Genomic DNA, 25,773 nt, shown 5'->3' with positions numbered 1-25,773 from the left:
TGGAAACGCTTGACGTTTTTCAGGATGTATGCGATATTATTAATCGGAGACCAACACAAAGGGGAGCCGATTAATTTTGGCTGAGAGTGAAGAAATTCAGACCCTTGGAACCTGTTTGTTAATGCAAACGTAGGAATTGTGTGTAGAAGATTAACACCTTCTTTGTGCTTGGTTTACTAAGTCAAAGGAGGTTTTTTTGTTGGAAAGAAAAAAATTATTGATATTACTAGAAGGGGTCGTTATGGCCGCTTTAGCAATGGCGCTATCATTTGTTCCTAATCCGCCAAATATTGATATTGCACTAGGTGTGTTACCTATTGTGGTATACAGTTTACGACGCGGATTAAAAATGGGATTAATTATTGGGTTACTATATGGTATATTACCTATTTTAATTGGAACTGCGTTTGTATTAACGCCGGTTCAGGCTATCTTAGAGTATCCAGTTGCTAATTTGGTACTAGGATTTTCTGGGTTATTCTCTGCTCGTTTTTTAAGTCAGTTGCGTACTAAAAATATGCGTGGTGCCATACAATCACTGACTTTTGCGATTTTAATAGCTGTATTTCTAAAATACAGTGCTCATTTTATGGCTGGTATCATTTTTTGGTCAAAATATGTTCAATGGGGGCTTTCTCCAGTTGTGTACTCAGCAGTTGTCAATGGTGGGAGTATGATTATTAACATGATTATTGCTACCTTGATACTTAGTATCATACTTAAAAAAAGTCCAGGAATCTTCCTAGCTAAATAGAATAGACAGAAAAAGACGGATATAATAATCCGCCTTTTTTTATAAAAAAGGTTCCTAGCTAATTAAGCTGGGAACCTTTAAAATTTTTATTTTTAAATTAAGCGATTGACATAACTGCGGTTAAAACGACACCACCGACTGTTACAAGAATCATTAACCACACGACAAACATTGTGATTTTTTGGAATGTAGATTTCTTTTTCTTCATGTTTTACCCACCCTCTCAAATCTAATAGTGTAACTATAACTTTTTTATAAGTAAAATGTCAACTTAAAAGTAGTCATTTTTCTTTAAATAATAAGCAGTTAATAAACAAATTATTAACGTGATTAATTGTAACCACCAGAATGAAAAATGAGTGTCTGCACCAGGAAGGGATACGTTCATGCCGAACATACCGCCAACGATTGTTGGTATCGTTAAAATAATCGTCATCGACGTTAAGACCTTCATGATAATATTTAAATTGTTTGAAATAACTGATGAAACCATTTCACCATAATTCTCTAATATTTTAGTTTGAATGCTTGTCATTGTTTCGGCTTGTTGGTTCTCGATTAAAACATCTGTGAGTAAATCATCAGTTGCCTTTTGTTTGAAATGCTCATTTGAGTCAACCATAGATTGAAGTACTGGATTATTTTTCTTTAAAGCAGCATCAAAATAAACTAAACTTTTTTGCATTGACATCATTTGATAATATTGCTCATTTTTAGTTGCTTTAGCAAGTGATTTTTCTAAATTTTCGGTTTCTTGAATGATAGATTTTAACGCAACGACAAAACTTTGTGATAGATACCAAAGTAATTTCAAAGTGAATTGATCCGATGTTATCGTTTTAATTTGATGAATTGGACTATCCGCGATAAATTTACTGATAAAATCTGGTTCACTATTTGAGACTGTAATTATTGCATCATCTGCTAAGATAATTGAAAAAGGAAACGTTTGGTATTCTAAGTAGCCTAGCGAGTTTCTAATGCGATGAGGGTACTGCATTAAGACTAAGTCAGGAACAATATTTTGAGACAATCCTTCAGTTCTTGAATTTTCTTGATCATCTGAAATAGCGGTCATATAGTCTCGTGGTATAGCATACTTTTTAATAAGTTCATTTATTTCTATTTCAGAAGGATTTGTAACGTTAATCCAACATGATTTACTGTATTCTTTTATTTTTTGAATTGTACCTAACTCAGTTGATGTATAATATTCTATCAATATCAAAGTCCCCTTTATTCGAATAACATAATACATAGTATACCAAATTTTTTAAGCTTTCGTTAATTCAGACATCTAGTTGTTAAGATTAGTTCAAATACGCTATAATAGTAAACATAACTGTAACCTAAATTGAAATATATGGTAGAATCATCTATAATATAAGACATTGATTTTTATGAAAATGAGGGATGAAAATATGTGTGGATTTGCAGGTGTATTGAGCGACAGACAAAAAAATACCAATGATGATTACGATAAAATTGTTCATAATATGACAAAAATGATTGTTCACCGTGGTCCTGATGATTCAGGTTATTTTAGTGATGATGATATAACAATGGGATTTAGAAGATTAAGTATTATTGATTTAGAAGGCGGACACCAACCACTTTCATATGAAAATGAACGTTACTGGTTAACTTTCAACGGTGAAATCTATAATTATATTGAACTACGTGAAGCATTAGTTGCTGATGGTTATGAATTTAAAACAGATTCTGATTCAGAAGTCATTTTAGGTATGTATGCTAAGTACGGTGCAGAAGCTGTTAAGCAATTCCGCGGAATGTTTGGATTTGTTATCTGGGATACGCAAGAAAAAACACTTTTTGCTGCCCGTGATCAATTTGGGATTAAACCATTTTATTACGCTATAGCAGATGACAATTTTTATTATGGTTCGGAAAGTAAAGCTATTTATAAAGTTTTAAAAAATAAGACATTTGATAAAGATGCACTTCAAGATTATATGACATTCCAATTTGTACCAGAACCAGAAACGTTAACTAAAGAAATTGATATGTTACAACCTGGACATTATTTAACGAAAAAATTAGGCGAGAAGCCAGTCATTACACGATATTTTTCTGCCGAATTTCATCCAGTAGTTCGTCCAGAAGAGACATATATTAAACGTATTAAAGACGTCTTAATTGATTCAGTTGATAAGCATATGCGTGCCGATGTACCAGTTGGTTCATTCTTATCTGGTGGAATTGATTCGTCTATTATTGTTGCTATTGCTAAAGAATTAAATCCAAAATTAGAAACAATTTCAGTTGGATTTGAACGTGAAGGCTATAGTGAAATAGATGTTGCGCAAGAAACCGCAGAAAAATTAAATGTCGCTAATTTTAGTTCTGTTATTACGGCTGAAGCATTTATGAAGGCTTTTCCACATTTTATTTGGAATATGGATGATCCCTTGGCTGATCCGGCTGCTGTGCCTCAATATTTCCTTGCTAAAGAGGCCAGAAAACGTGTTAAAGTTGCATTGACGGGTGAAGGTGCTGATGAACTATTTGGTGGTTACACTATTTATCATGAACCTGAATCATTAAAAGGATTTAAATACACTAAACCAATTAATGGTGCGTTGAATAAAATTGCTCAAATGATGCCTAAAGGGATGCGTGGACAAAGTTTCCTTCTTCGAGGCACGACACCAATGGAGGATCGTTACGTTGGTAATGCTTTTATTTTTAATGAAAAAGAAAAAGAAGCATTCTTTAAAGACTATAATAAAAATCATCCATTCCAAAGTATTACTGGCCAATATTATAATGCATCAAAAGATTACAATAAAATAGATCAAATGCAATTTATTGATATGCATACATGGTTAAATGGAGATTTATTGCATAATGCCGATCGTACAACAATGGCACACAGCATAGAATTGAGAACACCATTTTTGGATAAAGAAGTTTTTGCAGTTGCTTCTGAAGTGCCTGCAGATTTGAGAATTGCACATGGAACAACCAAGTATGCTTTACGCAAAGCTGCTGAAGGTATCGTTCCTGACCATGTTTTAAATCGTAAAAAATTAGGTTTCCCTGTGCCTATTCGTTTTTGGTTAAAAGACGAAATGTATGACTGGGCTAAACAAATTATTAATGATTCTCAAACAGATGAATTTTTTAACAAACAATATTTCATAGATTTATTGGATGAACATCGTGCTGGTGTTAGAGATAACTCCAGAAAAATATGGACTGTCTTAACATTTATGGTATGGCATCGTATTTACATTGAAAGTGACATATTAGAAGATAGTAAAACAGTAACAGAAAAAGCTAAATAATAAATAGTGGGAGTTCAAAATAATGACAATTATGGTTCAGAAGTTTGGTGGCACATCGGTTCAAGACGATGAGTCGAGACGAGCAGCTTTAAAACACGTAAAATATTCAGTTGATAAAGGGTATCAAGTCGTTGTCGTTGTTTCAGCAATTGGGCGTAAAGGTGCACCTTATGCAACTGATTCATTATTAGGACTTGTCGATGGAGAGCAATCATTACTTTCTAATAGAGAACTTGATATGATTGTTTCTGTTGGTGAAACTATTTCTGCCGCAGTTTTTTCTGAATTATTGAATAAGGAAGGCATTAAAGCTGCTGCTTTAACAGGGCAGGATGCTGGAGTTGAAACAACTGATGAATTTCAGAATGCTAAAGTAATTAACATTAATACTGATTTAATTGATGAGGCATTTAAAGATGCTGATGTTTTAGTTGTGACTGGGTTCCAAGGTGCTACAAGTAAAGGTCAAACGACGACTATTGGGCGTGGTGGAAGTGATACGACAGCTGCATTACTTGGAGCAGCATTAGATGCTGAACGTGTCGATATTTTTACTGACGTGTCAGGGATGATGACTGCCGATCCTAGATTAGTTACAAAGGCAAAATTTCTAGAAACAGTCAGTTATGAAGAAGTTGCAAATATGGCTCATGAAGGTGCGAAAGTTATCCATCCTCGTGCAGTGGAAATTGCGCAACAAGCCCATGTTCCAGTTCGGATTCGCTCAACTTGGCAAAGTCCTGAAGAGATGGGAACCCTTGTGACCGACCGAAACTTAGGTGTAAAGCATTATCGTAGTGTAACTGGTATTGCTCATGTGACTGGACTCAGTCAATTTACAATTAAAACAGTTAATCATGCTCCAAAAGATGTTTTTAATTTGATGTCCAATAATAATTTGAGCGTTGATTTTATTAATATCTCACCTGGCAAAGTCCTCTTTAATTTGTTCAATGATGATGAAAAAAAAGCTAAACAACTTTTAGTAGATGCTGGAATTGATGTCTCAGTGCTTCCAAACTGTGCGAAAGTTTCAATTGTGGGAGCGGGGATGACTGGAACACCAGGTGTTACGGCCAAAATTGTAACAGCACTAGCTGAGAAGGATATTAATATTCTTCAAACAACTGATAGTTATACGACAATTTGGATTTTAGTTCAACAGGACGATTTAAAAACTGCTGTTAATGCATTACATGATGTCTTTTTAAGCAGTATCTAAAAGGGGTAATTTATGAAACTTTTACCATTTTTTGGAACTTGGTATGGGTCGATAATTTTAATATTTGGATATATTCTAATTTTAACTTTACTTAAACGTATTTTACGTAAAAATTGGCCTAAACGGTTGCAAATCATTGATTTTTTACCACCATTACTTCTTTTATTGACACATATTTTATCAGTACGAGAGTTTAATTTATCGATTACACCATTTATAATATTTTCTTGGTGCTTAATTGGTATTGCTAGTGCGCTTATGTATGCGTATCGAGATGGAGAATTAATTTATGCAAAATTTTTCAAGACCATTTGGAAAATTACTGATATTTATATGCTTGGATGGTACCTCTTAATGCTTCTCTTTTTAGTACTATTTTAAGGATATCGTCCTACATTTTTAATTATAAGTAATGTAAAAAACACTTAATCTAAAAAGGATTGAGTGTTTTTTTGTATATTATCATTTAAAATCATAATATTGGGGAATTCAGTGGTGGAATGTGGGGCATTGTGGTAAAATTTAAATAGTTACTATGAAGGGGGGCTGTACACAATGTTTATGGGCGAATTTAAACACACTTTAGATACTAAAGGTAGATTAATTATTCCAGCTAAATTTCGTGAGGAATTAGGTGAGAAATTTGTTATTACTCGAGGTATGGATGGTTGTTTATTCGGATATACACAAACAGAGTGGACACTCCTAGAAGAAAAGCTTAAAACACTCCCTTTAACAAAAAAAGATTCACGGGCTTTTGTAAGATTTTTATATTCTGCAGCTACAGAATGTGAATTTGATAAACAAGGCCGTATTAATATTCCAGTTCCTTTAAGAACACATGCTGATTTAGAAAAAAAATGTGTGCTAGTAGGTGTTTCAAACAGATTCGAAGTATGGAGTGAAGATCGATGGAATAGTTTTTCAGAGAGTGCATCAGAAAATTTTGATGAAATTGCAGAAAATATGATTGATTTTGGATTTTAAATAACACGTATGAAAGGGGATAAAACTATGACGACATTTGAACATGAAACAGTACTACTAAATGAAGCAGTAGATGGGTTGGCTATTAAACCAGATGGTATATATGTTGATTGTACTTTGGGTGGCGGTGGACATAGTGCCCTAATCCTGTCTCAACTAAGTACGGAGGGACATTTATATGCTTTTGACCAAGATCAAACAGCGATTACTTATAATGAAGGGCATTTAAAAAAATACATAGAAAATGGACAAGTTACGTTTATTAAACGCAATTTTAAAGATTTAAAAGCCGCGTTACTGGAACTTAATGTCACGGAAGTAGATGGTGTACTCTATGACTTAGGTGTATCATCCCCACAATTTGATGTCGCAGAACGAGGCTTCAGTTATCAGCACGATGCGCCGTTAGATATGAGGATGGATTTAAGTGCAGAATTAACAGCTAAAGAGATTGTTAATAATTGGACATATCAAGAACTTATTAGAATCTTTTTTAGATATGGTGAAGAAAAATTTGCAAAGTCAATTGCTCGTCAGATTGAAAATGCTAGAGAAAATGAAGAAATTGTTACAACTAGTCAATTAGTTGAATTAATTAAAATGGGTATTCCGGCTCGTGCAAGACGAACAGGTGGGCACCCTGCTAAAAAAGTTTTTCAAGCTATTCGAATTGCGGTTAATGATGAATTGGGTGTTTTAGAAGATTCATTAGAGCAAGCAATTGATTTAATTAATGTTAAGGGGCAAGTTAGCGTTATTACATTTCAGTCATTAGAAGATAGATTGGTCAAAACGATGTTTAAGGAACGAACAAGTTTACCAGAGTTACCACCGGGTTTACCTGTAATTCCAGATAATATTCAGCCAAATTATGCACTAGTTAATAAAAAGCCAATTTTACCATCAGAATTAGAATTACAGAATAATAGGCGTGCACATTCAGCAAAATTGAGAATTATAAAACGATTGAAAAAATAATATTTTATAATAAAGGGGTTACATATCATGGCACAAAATAGCACAGCACGACAAATGCCAAGAGAATATAAAGAAAATCCAAGACAACAACCTATACATAAAAAAACAGTGGGATCACAAAGTGTTGCATTTTCTAGAATTGAAAAATCATTATTTGGTTTAATTGGTGCAATTTCTTTGGTACTTATGCTTATGCTAGTTTCATCTCAGGTAGAGTTGTCTAATAGTAGTCAATTTTTACAAAATATTAACAGCGAAATAACAGCTATTCAAACTAAGAGTTCTGATTTGACACAAGAAGTGAACGAACTTGCCAGTAATGATCGATTAAATAGTATCGCTAATAAAAATGGTCTTAATTTAAGTGAGAGTAGAATAAGGAATGTAACGAAATGAATAATCAAAAGCAACGGATGATAAATGACATGAAAAAGAAACGTAGAAATAGGCAAAGGTTTGGTGTGCTACTAATCCTGGCCGTTTTAGCGATTCTTTTGATGTTTATCATTCGTTTTTCTTATATTGTAATAGGTGGAAAAGTTTCAGATGTTAATTTAAGTAGCCAAACACAGGCACTTTATGAAAATAGTCGAATTGATAAAGCAAATAGAGGAACCATTTATGATGATTCAAATCAACCGATTGCTGAAGATACAACAAACTACTCAATTTATGCAGTTCTATCAAAATCATATGTTGGTGCAAATAACAAAGCGTTATACGTTACTGATAAGAGTAAAGCTGCAAAAGTTATTAGTGATGCGATTGGAATGAAAGAATCTAAAGTTTACAATATTTTGAATGCAAAAAAAGGAACTTACCAAGTTGAATTTGGTAATTCTGGTAAAAACTTATCTTTGGAAACAAAAAACAAGATAGAATCAGCAGATTTAAAAGGTATTTATTTCACTGAAACACAAGCAAGATTATATCCAAATGGTGTTTTTGCATCACATTTAATTGGTGTGACAAAAAGCACTTCAAAAAAAGGTGATTCAACTTTATCTGGTGTAATGGGACTAGAATTAGCATTTAATAAACAATTAAGTGGAACAGACGGGTTAAAAAAGGTCCAAAAAGATAGTTATGGTTACCAACTACCAAACTCAAAGACAAAAACAAAAAAAGTTGAAAATGGAAATAATATTTATACAACCATTGATACAAAATTACAAACGTATCTTGAAACAACTCTAACTAACGTACAAAAAACATATAATCCTAAATCAATGAATGTTGTTATAATGAATGCTAAAAATGGAAAAATTTTGGCAGGAAGTCAACGGCCTACATTTAATGCAGATACCAAAAGTGGTATTTCAAAGATGTGGCGTAATACGCTAATTGAAGATAGTTATGAACCTGGCTCGACTATGAAAGTATTTACAATGGCAGCTGCTATTGAAAATAATGCCTACAATGAGAATGCCGTCTATAAATCAGGTGTTTTAAAAGTGGGAACTAAGATTGTTCCTGATTGGAATACATCTGGTTGGGGTTTAATCACTTATCGTGAAGGTTTCGCTCGTTCAAGTAATGTTGGTATGGCTAAGTTGGAACAAGCGATGGGGCATACTGCTTGGCTTAAATATATTAAAAAATTTGGTTTCCTGGAAAGTACAAATCTGGGATTAGCTAATGAAGCAAAAGGTAGTATTGAATTTCAATACCCAATTGAACAAGCAGATACAGCTTTTGGTCAAGGAATAAATGTGACAACTATGCAAATGATGCAAGGTTTTACGGCATTTGCAAACAACGGTAAGATGATCAAACCAACGCTTGTGGATAAAATTGTAGATCCTAATACTGGAAAAACAACGTATCAAGCTAAAACAACAAATTTAGGACAAGTTATTAAAAAATCAACGTCTAAAGAAGTATTAAGCATGATGCAAGATGTTATCTACAAAAATTATGGGACCGGTAATGCCTTTAAAATTGATGGTTACAAGATAGCTGCAAAAACAGGAACTGCCCAAATTTCGGATCCAAATGGAACTGGATATCTAACGGGTGATGCAAATTATGTCTTTTCAGTTGTAGGTATGGCGCCGGCCAAAGATCCAAAATATATTATGTATGTAACGATGAAACAACCACAAAATATGCAAGGTACCAGTGGTAATGCTATTTTGGCACAAATATTTAATCCATTGATGAAGAGGACTTTAGAAGAAGACAGTTCAACAGCGGTATCAACTGCAAAGACTAATGTAACAGTAGCAGACGTTACAAATAGTTCAACTTCATCAGCTAAAACAAAATTAAACGAACAAAATCTAGATATTGCAGTTATCGGACATGGCAGAACGGTAGCTAATCAGTATCCACCTGCTGGAACGACTGTATTATCCGGACGTAAAATATTGTTATTAACAAATGGTGAAATGATTATGCCTGATTTAACCGGTTGGTCAAAGAGTGATGCGGTGAATGCTGCAGAATTAATGAAACTAAACTTAACGACAACGGGTAGTGGTTATGTAGCAGCTCAAAGTATTAAGGCGAATACAGTTGTTAAAAAATCAACTATGGTGAAATTAACGTTAAAATAAAAAGGTGAATATAGATATGAGAGCAGATAAATTAATCCAAAGTTTAAAATTTAAACGAGTATCAACGGCGATTGATTCAGAGTTAGATATTAAGCTATTAACACAAGATACAAGAGAAGTTGTTGAAGATAGTCTATTTGTTGCTGTTGAAGGTTATACAGTTGATGGACATGATTTTGTGAATCAAGCGGTTGAAAAAGGTGCGAAGATTATTATTGCTCGTAAACCAGTTGATGTACCTGTTCCAGTCGTTTATGTCCAAGATACAAATCGTGCGATGGCAATTCTTGCCGATGCATTTTATGGCGTCCCAAGTCAGCAGATGAGAATGATTGGTGTTACTGGTACAAATGGTAAGACGACTGTTACACATTTGATTGAACAAATTTATCGTGACTTAAATCAAAAAACAGGTTTAATCGGTACAATGTATCGTAAAATAAATGATACACTGTATCCTTCGAATAATACAACTCCAGATGTTATTACATTGCAAAGAACTTTAGCACAAATGAAACAAGAAAAAGTTGAAACTGTTGCAATGGAAGTTTCTTCACATGCGTTAGTCTTAGGACGTGTATGGGGTATTGATTTTGATATCGCAGTTTTTACAAATTTGACACAAGATCATTTAGATTTTCATAAAACAATGGAAAATTATGCACATGCAAAAAGTATGTTATTTGCTCAGTTGGGTAATCATTATACTGAATCAGGCGACTCAAAAGTGGCTGTTTTAAATTTTGATGACCCAGTGGCTCGAACGTTTACTCAGTTTACTTCTGCTCAAATATTATCTTACGGTATCGAAAATGATGATGCCATGATTCAAGCTAAAAATATTGAAATTAAGAGTCATGGAACTGAGTTTGATTTAATTCTTTTTGGTGAAACAACTCATGTTACAATGCAATTAATCGGCTTGTTTAATGTTTATAATATGCTTGCTGCGTTTAGTGCCGCATATGCTGCTGGACTTGATGAAACACAAATTATTAAATCACTTGAAAAAGTGACTGGTGTTAAAGGTCGTTTTCAATTAGTGCCTTCTAAAACGGGTATCAGTGTAATTGTAGATTACGCGCACACACCAGATGGGTTATTAAATGTCTTAGAGACAATACAAGATTTTGCACAAAATAAAATTTATTGCATTGTTGGCTGCGGTGGTGATCGTGATAAAGGAAAACGTCCTAAAATGGCAAAAATTGCTGCTGACCATAGTGATTACCCAGTATTTACTATGGATAATCCTAGAACTGAAGATCCTAAGGAAATTATGGCAGACATGCTGACTGGAATTCCAGAAAATAGAGCAACTGTTATAATGGATCGACACGATGCAATTGCTCAAACAATAAAAAAGGCGCAACCAGGAGATGTTATTTTAATTGCTGGTAAAGGTCATGAAGATTATCAAATTCTTGGTCGAGAAAAAGTGCATTTTGACGATGTTGAAGAAGCATCGGGAGCATTAAATAAAAAATAAGAATTGAGTGAGGATAAGACAATGACTAAACCAGAAATGTTTATACCGTTGGTAAGTGGATTCGCATTAACGTTTATGTTTATGCCATTATTTATTGGCTATTTTAGAATACGTAAACAAGGGCAAATGATTAGAGAAGAAGGACCAAAATGGCATGAGAAAAAGTCTGGTACACCAACAATGGGTGGATTTGTCTTTAATATTGCTATTATTATTACTGCAATTTGGACAGGTATATGGGCTAATTCTATGACACCAGCGATGATGATTATGATTTTCATCTTATTTTTATATGCTATTTTAGGATTTTGGGATGACAGTATCAAATTATTCAAACGACAAAATGAAGGTTTAAAGCCTTGGCAAAAATTATTGGGTCAAATAGTTGGTGGATTAATCTTCACCGTCGTTTATGTCCATGAACATTTGCCACTTGCAATTAATGTCTTTGGTTTTGGTGAGGTCTCAATCGGTATTCTTTATGCTGTATTCATTATTATTTGGCTTGTTGGATTCTCTAATGCGGTTAATTTAACTGATGGAATTGACGGTCTTGTTTCAGGTCAATCAATTATTGCATTCGGTGCATATGCAGTTGTTGCGCAAGTACAACAACAAAAGGATGTACTTATTTTTTGTTTATCTGTCATTGGCGCATTAATTGCGTTCATTTGGTTTAATCATAAACCAGCTAAAGTTTTCATGGGAGATATGGGATCGTTAGCATTAGGTGGTGCATTAGCAACCGTTTCAATTTTATTACACCAAGAACTATCACTCATTTTTATTGGTATTATATTTGTTTGTGAGACGGCAAGTGTTATTTTACAAGTAGCTTCATTTAAATTAACAGGTAAACGCATATTCAAGATGAGCCCAATTCATCATCATTTTGAAATGAGTGGTTGGAATGAATGGAAAATTGATATTGTCTTTTGGACTATTGGGTTAATTGCTGCGATTTTAACGTTACTAGTCATTTTATAAAGGGAGATTTAATTGGAATGAAAAATATTACGAATTATCAAAATAAAAAGGTTCTAGTTGTAGGTTTAGCAAAGAGTGGCTTGAATGCAGCCAAACTTTTAAAAGATTTAGGCGCATTTGTGACTGTGAATGATCATAAAAATATTGATGATAACCCTGAAGCTAAAGAGCTTTTGGCTGAAGGAATCAAAGTGATTACGGGCGGACACCCACTCTCTTTACTAGATGAGGATTTTGAGTTAGTCGTAAAAAACCCTGGAATTCCATATACAAATTTACTTATTGAAAAGGCAATGGAAAAAGGTTTACCTATTATTACAGAACCAGAGCTTGCTTATGAAATTTCTGAAGCGCCAATGATCGGGGTTACAGGAACGAATGGTAAGACAACTACAACGACGCTGATTTCATTGATGTTAAATCAAGAAAGAAAGCAAGGACGTGCATTTGTCGCTGGAAATATTGGTGTTCCATCTGTTGCCGTAGCAAAAAAGGTAACCAAAAATGATATTATTGTAGCTGAATTATCAAGTTTTCAATTATGTGGCATTGATAAATTGAAACCAGAAATAGCCGTTATTACTAATATTTATGAGGCACATACGGATTACCATAAAACTCGAGAAAATTATGTGAAAGCAAAAATGAGAATAACTGAAAATCAAGATTCTAGTGATTTTCTTGTTGTCAATTGGGATTTAAAAGAACTTCGTGAACTAGCTAAAACAAGTTCTGCTAACATTGTGCCATTTTCTAGATTAGATGAAATTGAAACAGGGGCTTATGTAAAAGACGGAAATATTTACTATCAGAATGAATTCATTATGAAATCGGATGAAGTTAATATTCCTGGTGAACATAATATTGAAAATGCGCTTGCAGCTATCGTAACTGCTAAAATTAAAGGTGTAACAAATACTGCTATTCAAGAAGTATTATCGACATTTACAGGAGTACGCCACCGTACACAGTTTGTTAGCGCATGGCATAATCGCAAATTCTATAATGATTCAAAGGCAACTAATATTGAAGCAACTGAGATGGCTGTAAAAGGATTTTCGAATCCAATTATACTATTAGCTGGTGGATTAGATAGAGGATTTACGTTTGAAAAATTGGTGCCTGTACTTAAAGCACATGTAAAAGCAATGATTGTTTTCGGTGAAACAGCTGATTTAATGCGAAATGCTGGAGAAGCGGCAGGTATTACTCAAATTAAGCAAGTCACTGATGTTGTTGCAGCTGTTCCCGAAGCATATAAATTAAGTGATAACAATGATATTATATTGTTATCCCCAGCAGCAGCTAGTTGGGATCAATATCCTTCATTTGAAGTACGTGGTGACAAATATATTGAAGCGGTTGAAAAATTAATGCAAGTAGAGGATAAATAAAATGAAAATTATTGTTTCTGGTGGTGGCACTGGCGGGCATATTTACCCTGCGTTGGCCCTTATTGAAGCGCTAAAAGTAAAAGATCCAACGGCTGAATTTTTATATGTTGGGACTGAAAAAGGACTTGAGAGCCGAATCGTTCCAGATAATGGAATTCCATTTAAAACAATTAAAATTCAAGGATTTAAAAGATCGTTATCAGTAGAAAATATTAAGACAGTCCAACTATTTTTAAAAAGTGTGAAAGACGCAAAGAAAATGATTAAAGAATTTAAACCAGACATTGTTATTGGAACAGGCGGTTACGTATGTGGTGCAGTGGTTTATGCTGCTGCTCGATTACATATTCCAACTATTGTTCATGAACAAAATAGTGTTGCAGGTGTAACAAATAAATTTTTGAGCCACTTTGTTGATAAAGTAGCTATTTCTTTTGAATCAGTTGCAGATCAATTTCCTAAGAAAAAAGTTGTTTTCACAGGGAATCCCCGCGCACAACAGGTTGTAAATGAAACAGAAATTGAAGCATTATCGCAATATGGATTATTAGATGATGTACCAACGATGTTAGTTTTTGGTGGTTCAAGAGGAGCTGCGAAAATTAATCAAGCAATGGTTGAAGCAATTCCTGAATTAAATAAAAAACCATATCAAATTTTATTTGTTACAGGTAACGTTCACTACGATAAAATTATGAATGATTTAAACGGGATAGAATTAAATAAAAATATTGTGATAAAACCATATTTAAATAATATGCCTAATTTATTAAGCCATATTTCTGTCATTTTAGGACGTGCTGGTGCAACAAGTATAGCAGAAATAACTGCACTTGGATTACCATCTATTTTGGTGCCTAGCCCTTATGTTACAAATAATCATCAAGTAAAAAATGCAATGAGTCTAGTTGATAATAATGCAGCTAAGCTTATTACTGAGGATAAGTTAACGGGATCAAAATTGGTCATGGTTTCAGATGAAATGATGCTCAATACTGATGTGAGAAGACAGATGGCTAATAATTCACGTAAAATGGGTGTGCCCAATGCTGCAGATAATCTAATTAAGGTTATGGAAGATTTAATCAAAATTAAAGAATAAGTTAGGAGGCCAAATAAGATGTCAAAAAATAAATTCTTAAAAAGAAAAAAAGCTGAATTGACACCTTGGGAGGCCTTACAAGAGAAAAAAAAGAAGAAAAATAAACGATTCGATTTTTTTGGAAACCCCAAAACAATTAGTGACCGATTACCAAAATTAAAAAAATATCAACATCATGCCCTAAAACAAAAATTAATTATTATAATTGGTTCGTTTCTGATTATTGGTTTAATTGCACTATATTTTATTTCACCATTAAGTAAAATACAAAATATTAGTATTTCAGGTGAAAAAACAGTTTCAAAAGTACAAGTAGAAAATGCTAGTAATTTACACATTAATGATCCATTATCCCACGCGTTTTTTAGAAAAAAAGCTATTTTAAAGGATATAAAAAAAGAATTGCCACAGGTGAAGTCACTAACTGTTAGCCATAATAAATGGAATGGTGTTAAACTTTCTATTAATGAATATGATCTTGCAGGATATATTTATAAAAATAAAACATACTATCAATTATTTTTGAATGGGACAATTGGAAGTAAGAAATTTGACCAACCAGTGGGGAATTATCCTACGTATTCTAAGTTTAATCAAACAAATATATTGCAAAAAATGGTTAAACAATATAAAAAAATTCCGATGAAAATCAGAAATGGAATATCAGAAATCGATTATCAACCATCCAAAGTGAATAATCAGCGAATATATATATACATGAATGACAGAAATAAAATTATTGCTAATATTGATAATTTTGCCGATAAAATGGCTTTCTATCCAAGTATCTCATCTAAAATGAAGAAAAAAGGTGTCGTTGATTTAGAAGTGGGTGCATATTCTTATCCATATAATAAGAAAAGTTAACAAAGTTGGTATGGCCTATGGGATATCCTTTCTAAATCAGGTCTTAATGTGGTAAAATATGAGTACTATATCTTATAAAAAATAATATTAAAAGCAAGCTGTAAGGAGGTTCTTTTTCAGATGGGTAACGCAGGTATATATGTGGGGTTAGATATCGGTACGACATCAATTAAAGTTATCGTTTCTGAATACGTTAATGGTCAATTGAACGTAATTGGTATTGGTAATGAACGCTCACAAGGTTTGAATAGGGGAATTGTAGTCGATATTGATAAGGCTGTAATTTCAGTACAAAAAGCTATTAAACAAGCTGAAGAAAAAGCAAATATTCAGATTCACGAAGTACATGTTGGTATTCCTGCTAATTTATTACAAATTATTCCTTGTAACGGCATGATTGCCGTTTCAGATGAATCAAAAGAAATTACAAATGAAGATGTTGTGAATGTTGCGAGTGCAGCATTAGTTCAAAATTTACCACCAGAAAGAGATATCATTGATATTATTGCTGATGAATTTGTAGTTGATGGATTTGATGGCATTAAGGATCCTCGTGGTATGATTGGTGTGAGATTAGAAATGCATGGATCAGTTTATACTGGCCCAAAAACAATTATTCATAATTTAAAAAAATGTGTTGAAAATGCTGGGCTAACTATCAGAGAAACAATCGTGAACCCATTAGCACTTGCATCAGTTGCGATGTCAGATGGCGAAAGAGACTTTGGTACTGTACTTATTGATCTCGGTGGTGGTCAAACGACTGCTTCAGTGATTCATGATCATAAGTTGAAATTTACATACGTGGACCAAGAGGGTGGCGATTTTGTCACGAAAGATATCTCAGTGGTTCTTAATACATCTGTTGAAAATGCTGAAAAATTGAAACGCAATTATGGATTTGCTAATTCTGAGTTAGCATCAGAAGATGATGTTTTCCCAGTTGATGTTGTTGGACAAAGTGAGCCAATCAATATCTCTGAAAAATATTTAGCAGAGATTATTGAAGCAAGAATCTCTCAAATCTTAGATAAAATAAAAAGTTCATTAGATGCTATCAAGGCGTTAGAATTACCAGGTGGCGTTATCTTAACTGGTGGTCTTGCAGCTTTACCAGGAATTACAGAATTAGCATCAGAAATTTTGCAAGTTCAAGTTAAAACCTACGTCCCTGATCAAATGGGATTACGCTATCCTTCATTTGCACAAGCCTTAGGATTGATTAATTATGCAGTCGAGCAAGATGAAGTCACATTATTAGTGAAAAGTGCAATGGGACTTGATATTGATCAATTAAGTTATAGTATTGTTGAACCAGACAACGAAAAACCTAAGAAGCAAGAAGTAAAAAACAAAGTTAAAAAAACTAGAAAACCAAAAACATCAGGGGATCCATTAAAATCAGTTAAAAACTTTTTTAATGAATTTTTCGATTAAATAGGAGGAAGTAAGTAATGGAATTTTCTTTGGACTCAAGTGAAGATAAAGGCGCAGTAATAAAAGTAATTGGTGTCGGTGGCGCTGGTGGTAATGCTGTTAATCGTATGATTGATGAAAATGTTTCAGGTGTTGAGTTTATTGCATTAAATACTGATGTTCAGGCATTGGAAAGCTCAAAGGCAGAAATTAAAATTCAATTGGGTCCTAAATTGACTCGTGGATTAGGTGCTGGTGCAACTCCAGATATTGGTAGTAAAGCTGCACAAGAAAGTGAAGAAGCAATTATCGAAGCTATTGATGGCGCTGATATGATTTTCGTTACTGCTGGAATGGGTGGTGGAACAGGAACAGGAGCTGCTCCTGTTGTAGCTAAAATCGCTAAAGATCAAGGCATTTTAACAGTCGGAATTGTAACACGTCCATTTACATTTGAAGGACCTAAACGTAGCCGTTTTGCTGCTGAAGGAATAGCTAATCTGAGAGATCAAGTTGATACGTTAGTTGTTATTGCTAATAACCGTTTACTTGAAATCATTGACAAGAAGACACCGATGCTTGAAGCATTCCAAGAAACAGATAATGTTTTACGTCAAGGTGTTCAAGGTATTTCTGAATTAATTACATCACCCGGTTTAATTAATTTAGATTTTGCTGATGTTAAAACAGTGATGGCTGATCAAGGAACTGCATTAATGGGAATTGGATCTGCTACTGGTGAAAATAGAACTGCTGAAGCAACAAAAAAAGCAATTTCTTCGCCATTACTCGAAGTTTCAATTGATGGTGCAAAACAAGTTCTACTTAATATCACCGGTGGTGCTGATATGAGTCTTTTCGAAGCGCAAGAAGCTTCTGAAATTATTTCACAAGCTGCAACTGATGAAATTAATATTATTTTTGGAACGTCAATTAATGAAGACCTAGGTGATGAAATCGTCGTAACAGTTATTGCAACTGGTATTGATGATGTTAAAGAAGAAAAAAAAGCCACAGTTCGTACACGAACATTACCAAGAACTGATGCACCTAAAGCAACATTAGCTGAAAAGCAAGAAGATCGTTTTGACGATTGGGATATTATGCACCCATCAAGTCAACCTGAAGAAAAAAAATCAACAGAATTTGAAAATGTTGAAAAACCAAATTTTGATGTCTTTAAGAATGATATCAAAACTGATGATTTAGCAACAAATAATGATGATAGTTTAAGTACACCACCGTTTTTCAGAAAACGACGTAAAGATTAATTAAATGAATCAATGGGGAGGTTACGGATATTATGGCTTTTGAAAAAATTGGTCGTTTTTTTGGGTTAGCTGAAGAAGATGATTTTGAAAATGATGATTACCAAACCGAAGAGTCTATGCGGACTTCGTCATTGAATCAAAGTAATAAAGTCGTTTCGATAAATGGTAAATATAGTCAACCACAAAAAATTAATTTATTTGAACCTAGAATTTATTCTGATGTTAAGGATATTGCAACGCATTTAATGCAAAATCAAGCAATCGTCGTAAATTTTCAAAAAATGGATGAAGTTCAATCTAAACGGATTGTTGATTTCTTGTCCGGAACAATTTTTGCTATTAACGGAACAATTCAAAGAATTGGCGATAATATTTTTCTTTGTACACCAAACTCATTTACTGTTGAAGGAAATATGGCAGATAATATTTTTGAAAAATTCGAATAAAAGAAAAATCGAGGTATACAAATGATTGAGTTTATTACATTTCTAGCTAAAGTGATTACGTGGGCTTTTGATGCTTATGAGCTAGCAATTATCATTTACGTTTTAATGTCATGGTTTCCAGGCGCTTATAATACGCCGGTTGGCCATTTCTTAAGTAAAATTTGTCAACCATACCTTGCATTTTTTGACCGTTTTATCCCGGCAATTGGGGGTATTAGTTTTTCACCAATTATTGCGATAATCGCGCTAAGCTTCATCCAAAATGGGGTTATGGGACTTCTGACTACTTTGATTCGTCTTTATGTTGGAGGCTAATGATATATGAATGATACAATTTACCAACATTTCAGGTCCGACGAAAAAGAAATTATTGATACATTGTCAGATTATATCGAGCAAGCTAAATCAGAGTACAGGGCAGTTCTAACTCATTTTTTAAATCCTAGAGAGGCACATATTGCGACCTATCTATTAGGCCAAAATGACGAAATTAGTTTAAAATTATTTGGTGGCACGAAAGAAGCTGAACGAAAAAGATTACTTTTTTATCCAGCGTATTTCGATGTTCAAGATAGTGATTTTGATTTACAACTTATTGAAATTAAGTATCCAATAAAATTTGCTACCTTAAAACATGGACAAATTTTGGGAACTTTGGCTAATGCGGGATTAGATAGAGAAGTACTTGGTGATATTTTAACAGATGGTCAGCAATGGCAGGTTGTTGTTGAAAAAAAGATGGCTAATTATTTGATTAGTCAAGTTGATCGTATTGGTAAAATTAAGGTATCACTTGAAGAGATTCCTTTTTCACAAACGGTGAGTGTCACAGATGAGTGGCAATCGCAAAATGAATTAGTTTCATCGTTACGAATCGATTCAGTCATATCAGCTGTTTATAATATGTCTCGACAAAACGCCAAAAATTTAGTTAATTCTGAAAAAGTTAGTTTAAATTGGCAAGTTATTAATAAGCCTGATTATGAATTAGCAGAGTTTGATGTTTTGTCAATTCGTGGTTTTGGACGAATCAAGTTAGATTTTATTGCAGGTATGACTAGAAAAGATAAATATAAATTAGAGTTATCAATATTAAAAAAATAAATTTTGAAGGACGTGCAAAATGACTTTAAGTCCATTAGATATTCATAATAAAGAATTTAACGTAAAATTACGAGGCTATGATCAAGACCAGGTTAATGATTTTCTAGATAAAATTATTAAAGATTATGAAATAACGTTAAAAGAAAATGAAAATTTAACTGAAGAAGTTAAAACTAGTAATGAAAAGTTAGAATACTTTAATGATTTAAAAGATTCTTTAAATCAATCAATTATTGTTGCTCAAGAAGCTGCTGATCGCGTTAAGGTTAATGCTAAGCGTGAATCTGAAATTATTAATAAAGAATCACAAAAGCAAGGTCATGATATTATTGATGAAGCGAATGAAAAAGCTAAACATATTATTGATATGGCTTCAGAAAAAGCTAAAAAATTAGCTGTTGAGACTGATGACTTGAAGAAACAAGCACGTATTTTCCGTCAACGTTTAAAAGTTATGATGGAATCACAATTAGAAGTTGTTAAAAGTTCTGATTGGGACGAAATTTTAAAACAAGGCGAGACAAGCACATATTCTGAAATTCAAGACGTTTTAAAACGTGAAGAAGACAAAGAAAAACGTGAAGCCAAAGAAATAAAAGAATCAGTTAATAATAATGACGATATTGTTGTTACAGAAATTATTGCTGAATCAGATGCAAATGAAGATTCTGAGCAAAATGATCAAGATACAATGGTCATTTTCCCAGATAATAAATAAATTTGAGAATAACAATTATATGATACATTTTTAGCGAGTCGATGATAGTGGAAGGTCGATAATAAGTATTATATAATTTATCATCTCAACGATTTCATTAAACTGAAATGATCAAGTAAGTTTAATCGGCTTCATCTCCGTTATCACGATGATTGAGTGAAATTTAACGTTATATAATGTTAAGTTTCTAAATTTGGGTGGTAACACGAAGACTTCGTCCCTTGTAACGGAGTCTTTTTGTGTATAATGAAATAAAATAACTTTTAAAAGGAGTTTATAATATGAAAATGAAAGAAACCTTAAACTTAGGTAAGACAGAATTTCCAATGCGTGGAAATTTACCAGTTAAAGAAGCAGAGCGTGAAGATGCATGGAGACAAAACGGTGTTTATGAACTAAGACAAAAGTTAAATGAAAAGAAACCAAGTTTCATTTTACATGATGGACCTCCATACGCTAATGGTAATATCCATATGGGACATGCTTTAAATAAGATTACGAAGGATATTATCGTTCGTTCAAAATCAATGATGGGCTTCAGATCACCTTTTGTTCCTGGCTGGGATACTCATGGCCTTCCTATTGAACAACAATTGGTTAAACAAGGTGTTGATCGTAAAACCATGTCAAAAGCTGATTTTCGTGAATTATGTGAAAAATATGCTTTGGAGCAAGTTAATTTGCAACGCGAAGATTTTAAACGTTTAGGCGTTGCAGCTGAATGGGATAGCCCATACATGACTTTACAACCTGAATTTGAAGCTGAAGAAATCAGAATGTTTGGTGAAATGGCTGAAAAAGGTTACATCTATAAAGGTAAAAAACCAATTTATTGGTCACCATCGTCTGAATCAGCATTAGCTGAAGCAGAGATTGAATACCACGATATTAAATCACCATCAATGTATATTACATTTGATGTAGTTGATGGGAAAGATATTTTAGATACAGATACAAAAATGATTATCTGGACAACAACACCATGGACAATTCCAGCTAATTATGGTGTCGCTGTACATCCTGATTATAAATATATCCAAATTAATGCTGATGGGAAAAAATATGTTGTCGCTGAAGAACGTTTAAATATTTTAAAAGAAGAATTTGATTGGGAAAATGTTGAAGTATTAAAAGAATTTTCTGGTCGCGATATGGAATATATGACAGTGCAACATCCATTATATGATCGTACATCATTAGTTATTCTAGGTTACCATGTTACTTTAGATTCTGGTACAGGACTTGTTCATACTGCTCCAGGACATGGTGAAGATGATTTTATTGCTGGACAAAAGTATAAATTACCCGTTGTATCTGTTTTAGATGAAAAAGGTGTCATGAATGAAGATGCGCCTGGATTTGAAGGGATATTTTATGATAAAGCTAATCCATTAGTAACTGATGAATTGAAAGAGAATGGTCATTTACTTAAACTTTCATTCTTTACGCATAGTTATCCACATGATTGGCGTACAAAAAAACCTGTTGTTTTCCGTGCAACGGCACAATGGTTTGCATCAGTAGAGATGTTCCGCGATGATATATTAAAAGAAATTGAAAAAGTTGATTTTAAAAACGAATGGGGTAAGGTTCGTCTTTACAATATGATTAGAGATCGTGGCGATTGGGTGATTTCACGTCAACGTGCTTGGGGCGTTCCATTACCTATCTTCTATGCAGAAGATGGGACACCTATCATTACACCAGAAACAATTGAACATGTTGCTCAATTGTTTGAAAAAAATGGATCAAATATTTGGTTCAAAAATGATGCTAAAGCACTACTTCCTGAAGGATTTACAAGTGAACATAGTCCTAATGGTGAATTTACAAAAGAAGAAGATATCATGGATGTTTGGTTTGATTCAGGTTCTTCACATCGTGGAGTGCTAGGTAAACGTGATAATTTAACGTATCCTGCAGATCTATATATGGAAGGTTCAGATCAATATCGTGGATGGTTTAATTCAAGTGTTATTACATCCGTTGCAACTAATGGAATTGCACCATACAAACAGTTGATGTCACAAGGATTTGTACTTGATGATAAAGGACATAAGATGAGTAAATCGCTTGGGAATATCATTTTACCAAGTAAAGTTATTAAACAATCAGGAGCTGAGATTATCCGATTATGGACAGCATCAGCAGATACATCTTCTGATATCGCTGTTTCAATGGATATTTTAAAACAAGTCTCTGAAACATATCGTAAGATTAGAAATACATTTAAATTTATTTTGGCTAATACAACTGACTTTGATCCAAATGAAAATGCAATTGCATTTGATGAATTGGCATCAGCAGATAAGTATATGTTAATTAAATTAAATACATTTTCAAAAGAGGTTTTGGATGATTATGCTGAATATGATTTCTTAGCAATTTACAAAAAAGTGATTACATTTATTTCAAATGACTTATCAGCATTCTATTTAGATATTGCAAAAGATATCGTTTATATTGAAGCTGAAGATAGTTTTGAAAGACGCTCAATGCAAACTGTTCTATACCAGATTGTAACAACAATGGCTAAGTTATTAACACCTATCTTGCCACATACAACTGAAGAAGTTTGGGACTATTTGAAAGAACCAGAAGAATATGTTCAATTAAGTGAAATGCCAGAAGTTGCCCATTTTGATGGTGAAATTAAAATTGTTGAAAATTGGCAAGCATTCATGAAAATTCGTTCATATGTCTTAAAGGCTTTGGAAGATGCGCGTGATGCAAAATTAATTGGGAAATCATTTGAAGCAAAAGTTATTTTATATGTGAATGATTCTGATAAAGAATTACTTAACGTACTTGATACGGATATCCGTCAACAATTGATTGTTTCTGATTTAGAAATTTTATCTATTGATGATGTTCCAGAAGATGCAACTAATTTTGATAACTTAGCTGTTAAAGTTGAAGTAGCTAACGGTGAAGTTTGTCAAAGATGTCGTATGGTTAAGACTGATGTTGGGGAGGATACTGCGTTACCAACGCTCTGTCATCGTTGTGCAACGATTGTTGAACAAGGTTATCCAGAGGCAGTTACAGAAGGTTTTGAAAATTAAATATTTCAAAAAAGGAATAACGTAGAGTTATTCCTTTTTTTGAGTCAAATTGATTACAATCCTAAAAATATAGCGTAATATGTAAGGTATACAATTATAGTGAGAGCAGGTGTTCAATGTGGAATTAGTAAAAGTACATGGATCAGAAAACGATTTTTTTCTTTTAGATCAAACTAAATTAGAGACAGCATTATCAGATGAAAAATTAAAGAATTTAGCAATTCAAATGTGTGATCGAGAATCTGGATTACACGGTGGCTCAGATGGCATTTTAGTCGTTGATAAATCAAGTCATAATGGTGTTCTAGGTCAAATGAGAGTCATCAATGCTGATGGTACAGAGGCTAGTATGTGTGGAAACGGTTTAAGAACTGTTGGGCGCTATTTAGAAACTAAATTTGGACAAACAGAATTTAAAGTTGAGACAATGCATGCTGATTTAGATGTTAAGAAAGCACCAAATCTTCAGGCAGGCGTTGCAGCTTACAATGTCGAAATTTCACCTGTTAGTTTTGAGTCACAAACGTTACCAATGTTTTTACAAAGACAAACATTGGTAGATGAAATTATTCCTGAATTTTCACAAACGTTAAAGTTTTCAGCTGTCTCGGTACCAAATCCGCATTTAATTACTTTTGTTGATCATACAACGTTACAAGGACCGGAACTTGAAAGAATTGCAACTTATTTAAACGGTGAAAATCCGTATTTTCCAGATGGTGTTAACGTTAGTTTTGTTGAAAAATTAGATAATAAATCAATTTTTGTTAGAACTTATGAACGCGGAGTTGGGTTTACTAATGCGTGTGGAACAGCAATGTCTGCTTCAAGTTTAATGTTTGTTCTGTTAAGTGAAGGTAAAGTGCCATTTGGAACTGAAATTAATGTAAAAAATCCTGGTGGTATGGTTAAAACTGTTGTGCATCAAGATGAGAGTGGCAATTACTGGATGTCTCTAATTGGTAATGCAACTAATGTTGCGAATATAACAATTGAGTTAGCTGATGCTCTGAATGGTGATTTTTCTAAGGCCAAATGGATATCAACTAATGAACAGGATGCTTATTTAAAGTTTATATTAAGTATTATGTAATTTTATGGGGGTAAAAGACATAAATGACTGTCTTTTATCCTTTTTTTAATTTAAAATAAAGGGAAACGCTTGAGGAAATTTAATGAAAAAATGGATCATTGGAATTTGTTTAATGCTGATAATAATTGGCTTTGTTATTTTTGGCATTAGTTATTATTTATTTGAATATGCGGAGACACCAACCAATAAGGAATTTATTAATTCAGAACCTAAAAGTGCTGAGTTAAAGAAAGAATACACTTGGTTAAAACAAGTTAAAAAATTAAATTGGCAGATCAAATCTGAAGATAATTTAAAGCTTAAAGCAATTTATGTTCCTGCAGAAAGTAAAACTAATAAAACAATATTTGTTGCTCATGGATTTATGGGAAAGAAAGAAGAAATGGTCCGCTTTATTCATTTTTATCATGACAAAGGCTATAATGTTCTTGCACCAGATGCAAGAGCACATGGCCAAAGTCAAGGTGATTATATTGGTTATGGTTGGTTAGAGAGAAAAGATAATTTACAGTGGCTTGATAAAGTAATTAAATATAAAGGTACAGATTCAAAAATTACTCTATTCGGTGTTAGTATGGGTGGCGCAACGGTTATGATGTTGAGTGGAGAGAAAAAATTGCCTTCACAAGTTAAGGCAATTATTGAAGACTGTGGCTATACAAGTGTGGCTGATGAGTTAACTTATCAGTTGAAACAGATGTATAAGTTACCTAAAATCCCTATTATCCCTATTGCTAGTCTGATATCAAAAGTTAAAGCAGGTTACTCATTTTATGAAGCAAGTTCAATTAAGCAATTAAATCATAATAAGTTACCTGTGTTATTTATTCATGGTAGTGACGATAAATTTGTTCCGACTGAGATGATTTATCAAAATTATGCTGCGACAAGAGGACCTAAAGAAATTTTCATTGCACATGGTGCTAAACATGCTACGTCATTTACAAAAGATAAAGTTGAGTATGAAAAGAAAGTAACTCATTTTTTAAAACAATATTTTAACTAGGAAAAGTA

Annotated in this window: 24 protein-coding genes and 1 riboswitch; of the genes, 22 read left to right on the top strand and 2 right to left on the bottom strand. The window is 33.3% G+C overall.

The annotated features are described in order from the left end of the window. Window positions 1-49: 49 nt before the first annotated feature. Window positions 50-153: riboswitch (TPP riboswitch) on the top strand. A 46-nt stretch (window positions 154-199) separates the two neighbouring features. Continuing rightward, on the top strand, window positions 200-754 hold the full coding sequence (thiT, locus tag AC1RPU_RS05545; RefSeq protein WP_481761674.1) for an energy-coupled thiamine transporter ThiT: 555 nt from the start codon (window positions 200-202) through the stop codon (window positions 752-754). A gap of 97 nt (window positions 755-851) precedes the next feature. Here the strand turns inward: thiT and AC1RPU_RS05540 are convergent, their stop codons facing one another. Continuing rightward, entirely contained in the window at window positions 852-962 is a 111-nt protein-coding gene (locus AC1RPU_RS05540; protein ID WP_409022359.1) for a DUF4044 domain-containing protein, read from the bottom strand. Between the two features lie 63 nt (window positions 963-1,025). Next, on the bottom strand, window positions 1,026-1,976 hold the full coding sequence (locus tag AC1RPU_RS05535; RefSeq protein ID WP_409022360.1) for a magnesium transporter CorA family protein: 951 nt from the start codon (window positions 1,974-1,976) through the stop codon (window positions 1,026-1,028). A gap of 199 nt (window positions 1,977-2,175) precedes the next feature. On the opposite strand from AC1RPU_RS05535, the gene asnB reads away from it, so the two are divergent. The 21 genes from asnB to AC1RPU_RS05430 all read left to right on the top strand — a co-directional run bounded on the left by asnB (window position 2,176) and on the right by AC1RPU_RS05430 (window position 25,765). Beyond that, on the top strand, window positions 2,176-4,062 hold the full coding sequence (asnB, locus tag AC1RPU_RS05530) for an asparagine synthase (glutamine-hydrolyzing) (protein ID WP_481761723.1): 1,887 nt from the start codon (window positions 2,176-2,178) through the stop codon (window positions 4,060-4,062). Between the two features lie 22 nt (window positions 4,063-4,084). Further along, window positions 4,085-5,284, top strand: a complete 1,200-nt coding sequence (gene dapG, locus AC1RPU_RS05525) for an aspartate kinase (protein WP_481761675.1) — start codon at window positions 4,085-4,087, stop codon at window positions 5,282-5,284. 12 nt (window positions 5,285-5,296) lie between these two features. Next, a complete protein-coding gene (locus tag AC1RPU_RS05520; RefSeq protein ID WP_409022362.1) occupies window positions 5,297-5,665 on the top strand; it encodes a DUF3397 family protein in 369 nt (122 codons plus the stop codon). A gap of 174 nt (window positions 5,666-5,839) precedes the next feature. After that, the gene (gene mraZ / locus AC1RPU_RS05515; RefSeq protein ID WP_481761676.1) at window positions 5,840-6,271 is read left to right on the top strand and encodes a division/cell wall cluster transcriptional repressor MraZ; all 432 of its coding nucleotides are present in this window, start codon (window positions 5,840-5,842) and stop codon (window positions 6,269-6,271) included. Between the two features lie 27 nt (window positions 6,272-6,298). Then, window positions 6,299-7,249, top strand: a complete 951-nt coding sequence (gene rsmH, locus AC1RPU_RS05510; protein WP_481761677.1) for a 16S rRNA (cytosine(1402)-N(4))-methyltransferase RsmH — start codon at window positions 6,299-6,301, stop codon at window positions 7,247-7,249. A 27-nt stretch (window positions 7,250-7,276) separates the two neighbouring features. Further along, window positions 7,277-7,645 (top strand): cell division protein FtsL, encoded by a 369-nt coding sequence (ftsL, locus tag AC1RPU_RS05505; RefSeq protein WP_481761678.1) that lies wholly within the window; start codon window positions 7,277-7,279, stop codon window positions 7,643-7,645. After that, entirely contained in the window at window positions 7,642-9,807 is a 2,166-nt protein-coding gene (locus AC1RPU_RS05500) for a penicillin-binding transpeptidase domain-containing protein (RefSeq protein WP_409022366.1), read from the top strand. Before ftsL ends, AC1RPU_RS05500 begins: the two co-directional genes overlap by 4 nt. Window positions 9,808-9,823: 16 nt before the next feature. Beyond that, window positions 9,824-11,296, top strand: coding sequence for a UDP-N-acetylmuramoyl-L-alanyl-D-glutamate--2,6-diaminopimelate ligase (locus AC1RPU_RS05495; protein WP_481761679.1), 1,473 nt, complete (start codon window positions 9,824-9,826; stop codon window positions 11,294-11,296). Between the two features lie 21 nt (window positions 11,297-11,317). Further along, a complete protein-coding gene (mraY, locus tag AC1RPU_RS05490; protein ID WP_409022368.1) occupies window positions 11,318-12,283 on the top strand; it encodes a phospho-N-acetylmuramoyl-pentapeptide-transferase in 966 nt (321 codons plus the stop codon). A gap of 17 nt (window positions 12,284-12,300) precedes the next feature. Beyond that, the gene (gene murD / locus AC1RPU_RS05485) at window positions 12,301-13,677 is read left to right on the top strand and encodes a UDP-N-acetylmuramoyl-L-alanine--D-glutamate ligase (protein WP_481761680.1); all 1,377 of its coding nucleotides are present in this window, start codon (window positions 12,301-12,303) and stop codon (window positions 13,675-13,677) included. A 1-nt stretch (window position 13,678) separates the two neighbouring features. Next, window positions 13,679-14,779, top strand: a complete 1,101-nt coding sequence (gene murG, locus AC1RPU_RS05480) for an undecaprenyldiphospho-muramoylpentapeptide beta-N-acetylglucosaminyltransferase (protein ID WP_409022370.1) — start codon at window positions 13,679-13,681, stop codon at window positions 14,777-14,779. A gap of 18 nt (window positions 14,780-14,797) precedes the next feature. After that, on the top strand, window positions 14,798-15,646 hold the full coding sequence (locus AC1RPU_RS05475) for a cell division protein FtsQ/DivIB (RefSeq protein WP_409022371.1): 849 nt from the start codon (window positions 14,798-14,800) through the stop codon (window positions 15,644-15,646). 120 nt (window positions 15,647-15,766) lie between these two features. Next, window positions 15,767-17,083 carry a cell division protein FtsA gene (gene ftsA / locus AC1RPU_RS05470; protein ID WP_481761681.1) on the top strand — a complete coding sequence of 439 codons (1,317 nt, stop codon included), beginning with the start codon at window positions 15,767-15,769 and terminating at the stop codon, window positions 17,081-17,083. A gap of 17 nt (window positions 17,084-17,100) precedes the next feature. Further along, complete coding sequence (gene ftsZ / locus AC1RPU_RS05465) at window positions 17,101-18,333, top strand: cell division protein FtsZ (protein WP_481761682.1); 1,233 nt, start codon at window positions 17,101-17,103, stop codon at window positions 18,331-18,333. 32 nt (window positions 18,334-18,365) lie between these two features. Continuing rightward, entirely contained in the window at window positions 18,366-18,779 is a 414-nt protein-coding gene (locus AC1RPU_RS05460; protein ID WP_481761683.1) for a cell division protein SepF, read from the top strand. 21 nt (window positions 18,780-18,800) lie between these two features. Beyond that, window positions 18,801-19,094 carry a YggT family protein gene (locus AC1RPU_RS05455; protein ID WP_409022375.1) on the top strand — a complete coding sequence of 98 codons (294 nt, stop codon included), beginning with the start codon at window positions 18,801-18,803 and terminating at the stop codon, window positions 19,092-19,094. 6 nt (window positions 19,095-19,100) lie between these two features. Then, window positions 19,101-19,883 carry a YlmH family RNA-binding protein gene (locus AC1RPU_RS05450; RefSeq protein WP_481761684.1) on the top strand — a complete coding sequence of 261 codons (783 nt, stop codon included), beginning with the start codon at window positions 19,101-19,103 and terminating at the stop codon, window positions 19,881-19,883. A 19-nt stretch (window positions 19,884-19,902) separates the two neighbouring features. Beyond that, window positions 19,903-20,601, top strand: a complete 699-nt coding sequence (locus AC1RPU_RS05445) for a DivIVA domain-containing protein (protein ID WP_409022377.1) — start codon at window positions 19,903-19,905, stop codon at window positions 20,599-20,601. A gap of 281 nt (window positions 20,602-20,882) precedes the next feature. Next, window positions 20,883-23,666, top strand: a complete 2,784-nt coding sequence (gene ileS, locus AC1RPU_RS05440) for an isoleucine--tRNA ligase (protein WP_481761685.1) — start codon at window positions 20,883-20,885, stop codon at window positions 23,664-23,666. Window positions 23,667-23,784: 118 nt separating this feature from the next. Continuing rightward, complete coding sequence (gene dapF, locus AC1RPU_RS05435; protein WP_481761686.1) at window positions 23,785-24,759, top strand: diaminopimelate epimerase; 975 nt, start codon at window positions 23,785-23,787, stop codon at window positions 24,757-24,759. A gap of 82 nt (window positions 24,760-24,841) precedes the next feature. After that, window positions 24,842-25,765 (top strand): alpha/beta hydrolase, encoded by a 924-nt coding sequence (locus tag AC1RPU_RS05430; RefSeq protein WP_481761687.1) that lies wholly within the window; start codon window positions 24,842-24,844, stop codon window positions 25,763-25,765. Window positions 25,766-25,773: the final 8 nt, after the last annotated feature.

Source organism: Dellaglioa sp. CoH-55-MRSF-7, from assembly GCF_056782235.1.
The sequence above is the reverse complement of the archived record's forward strand: the minus strand, read 5'-3'. Positions and strand labels throughout refer to the sequence as shown.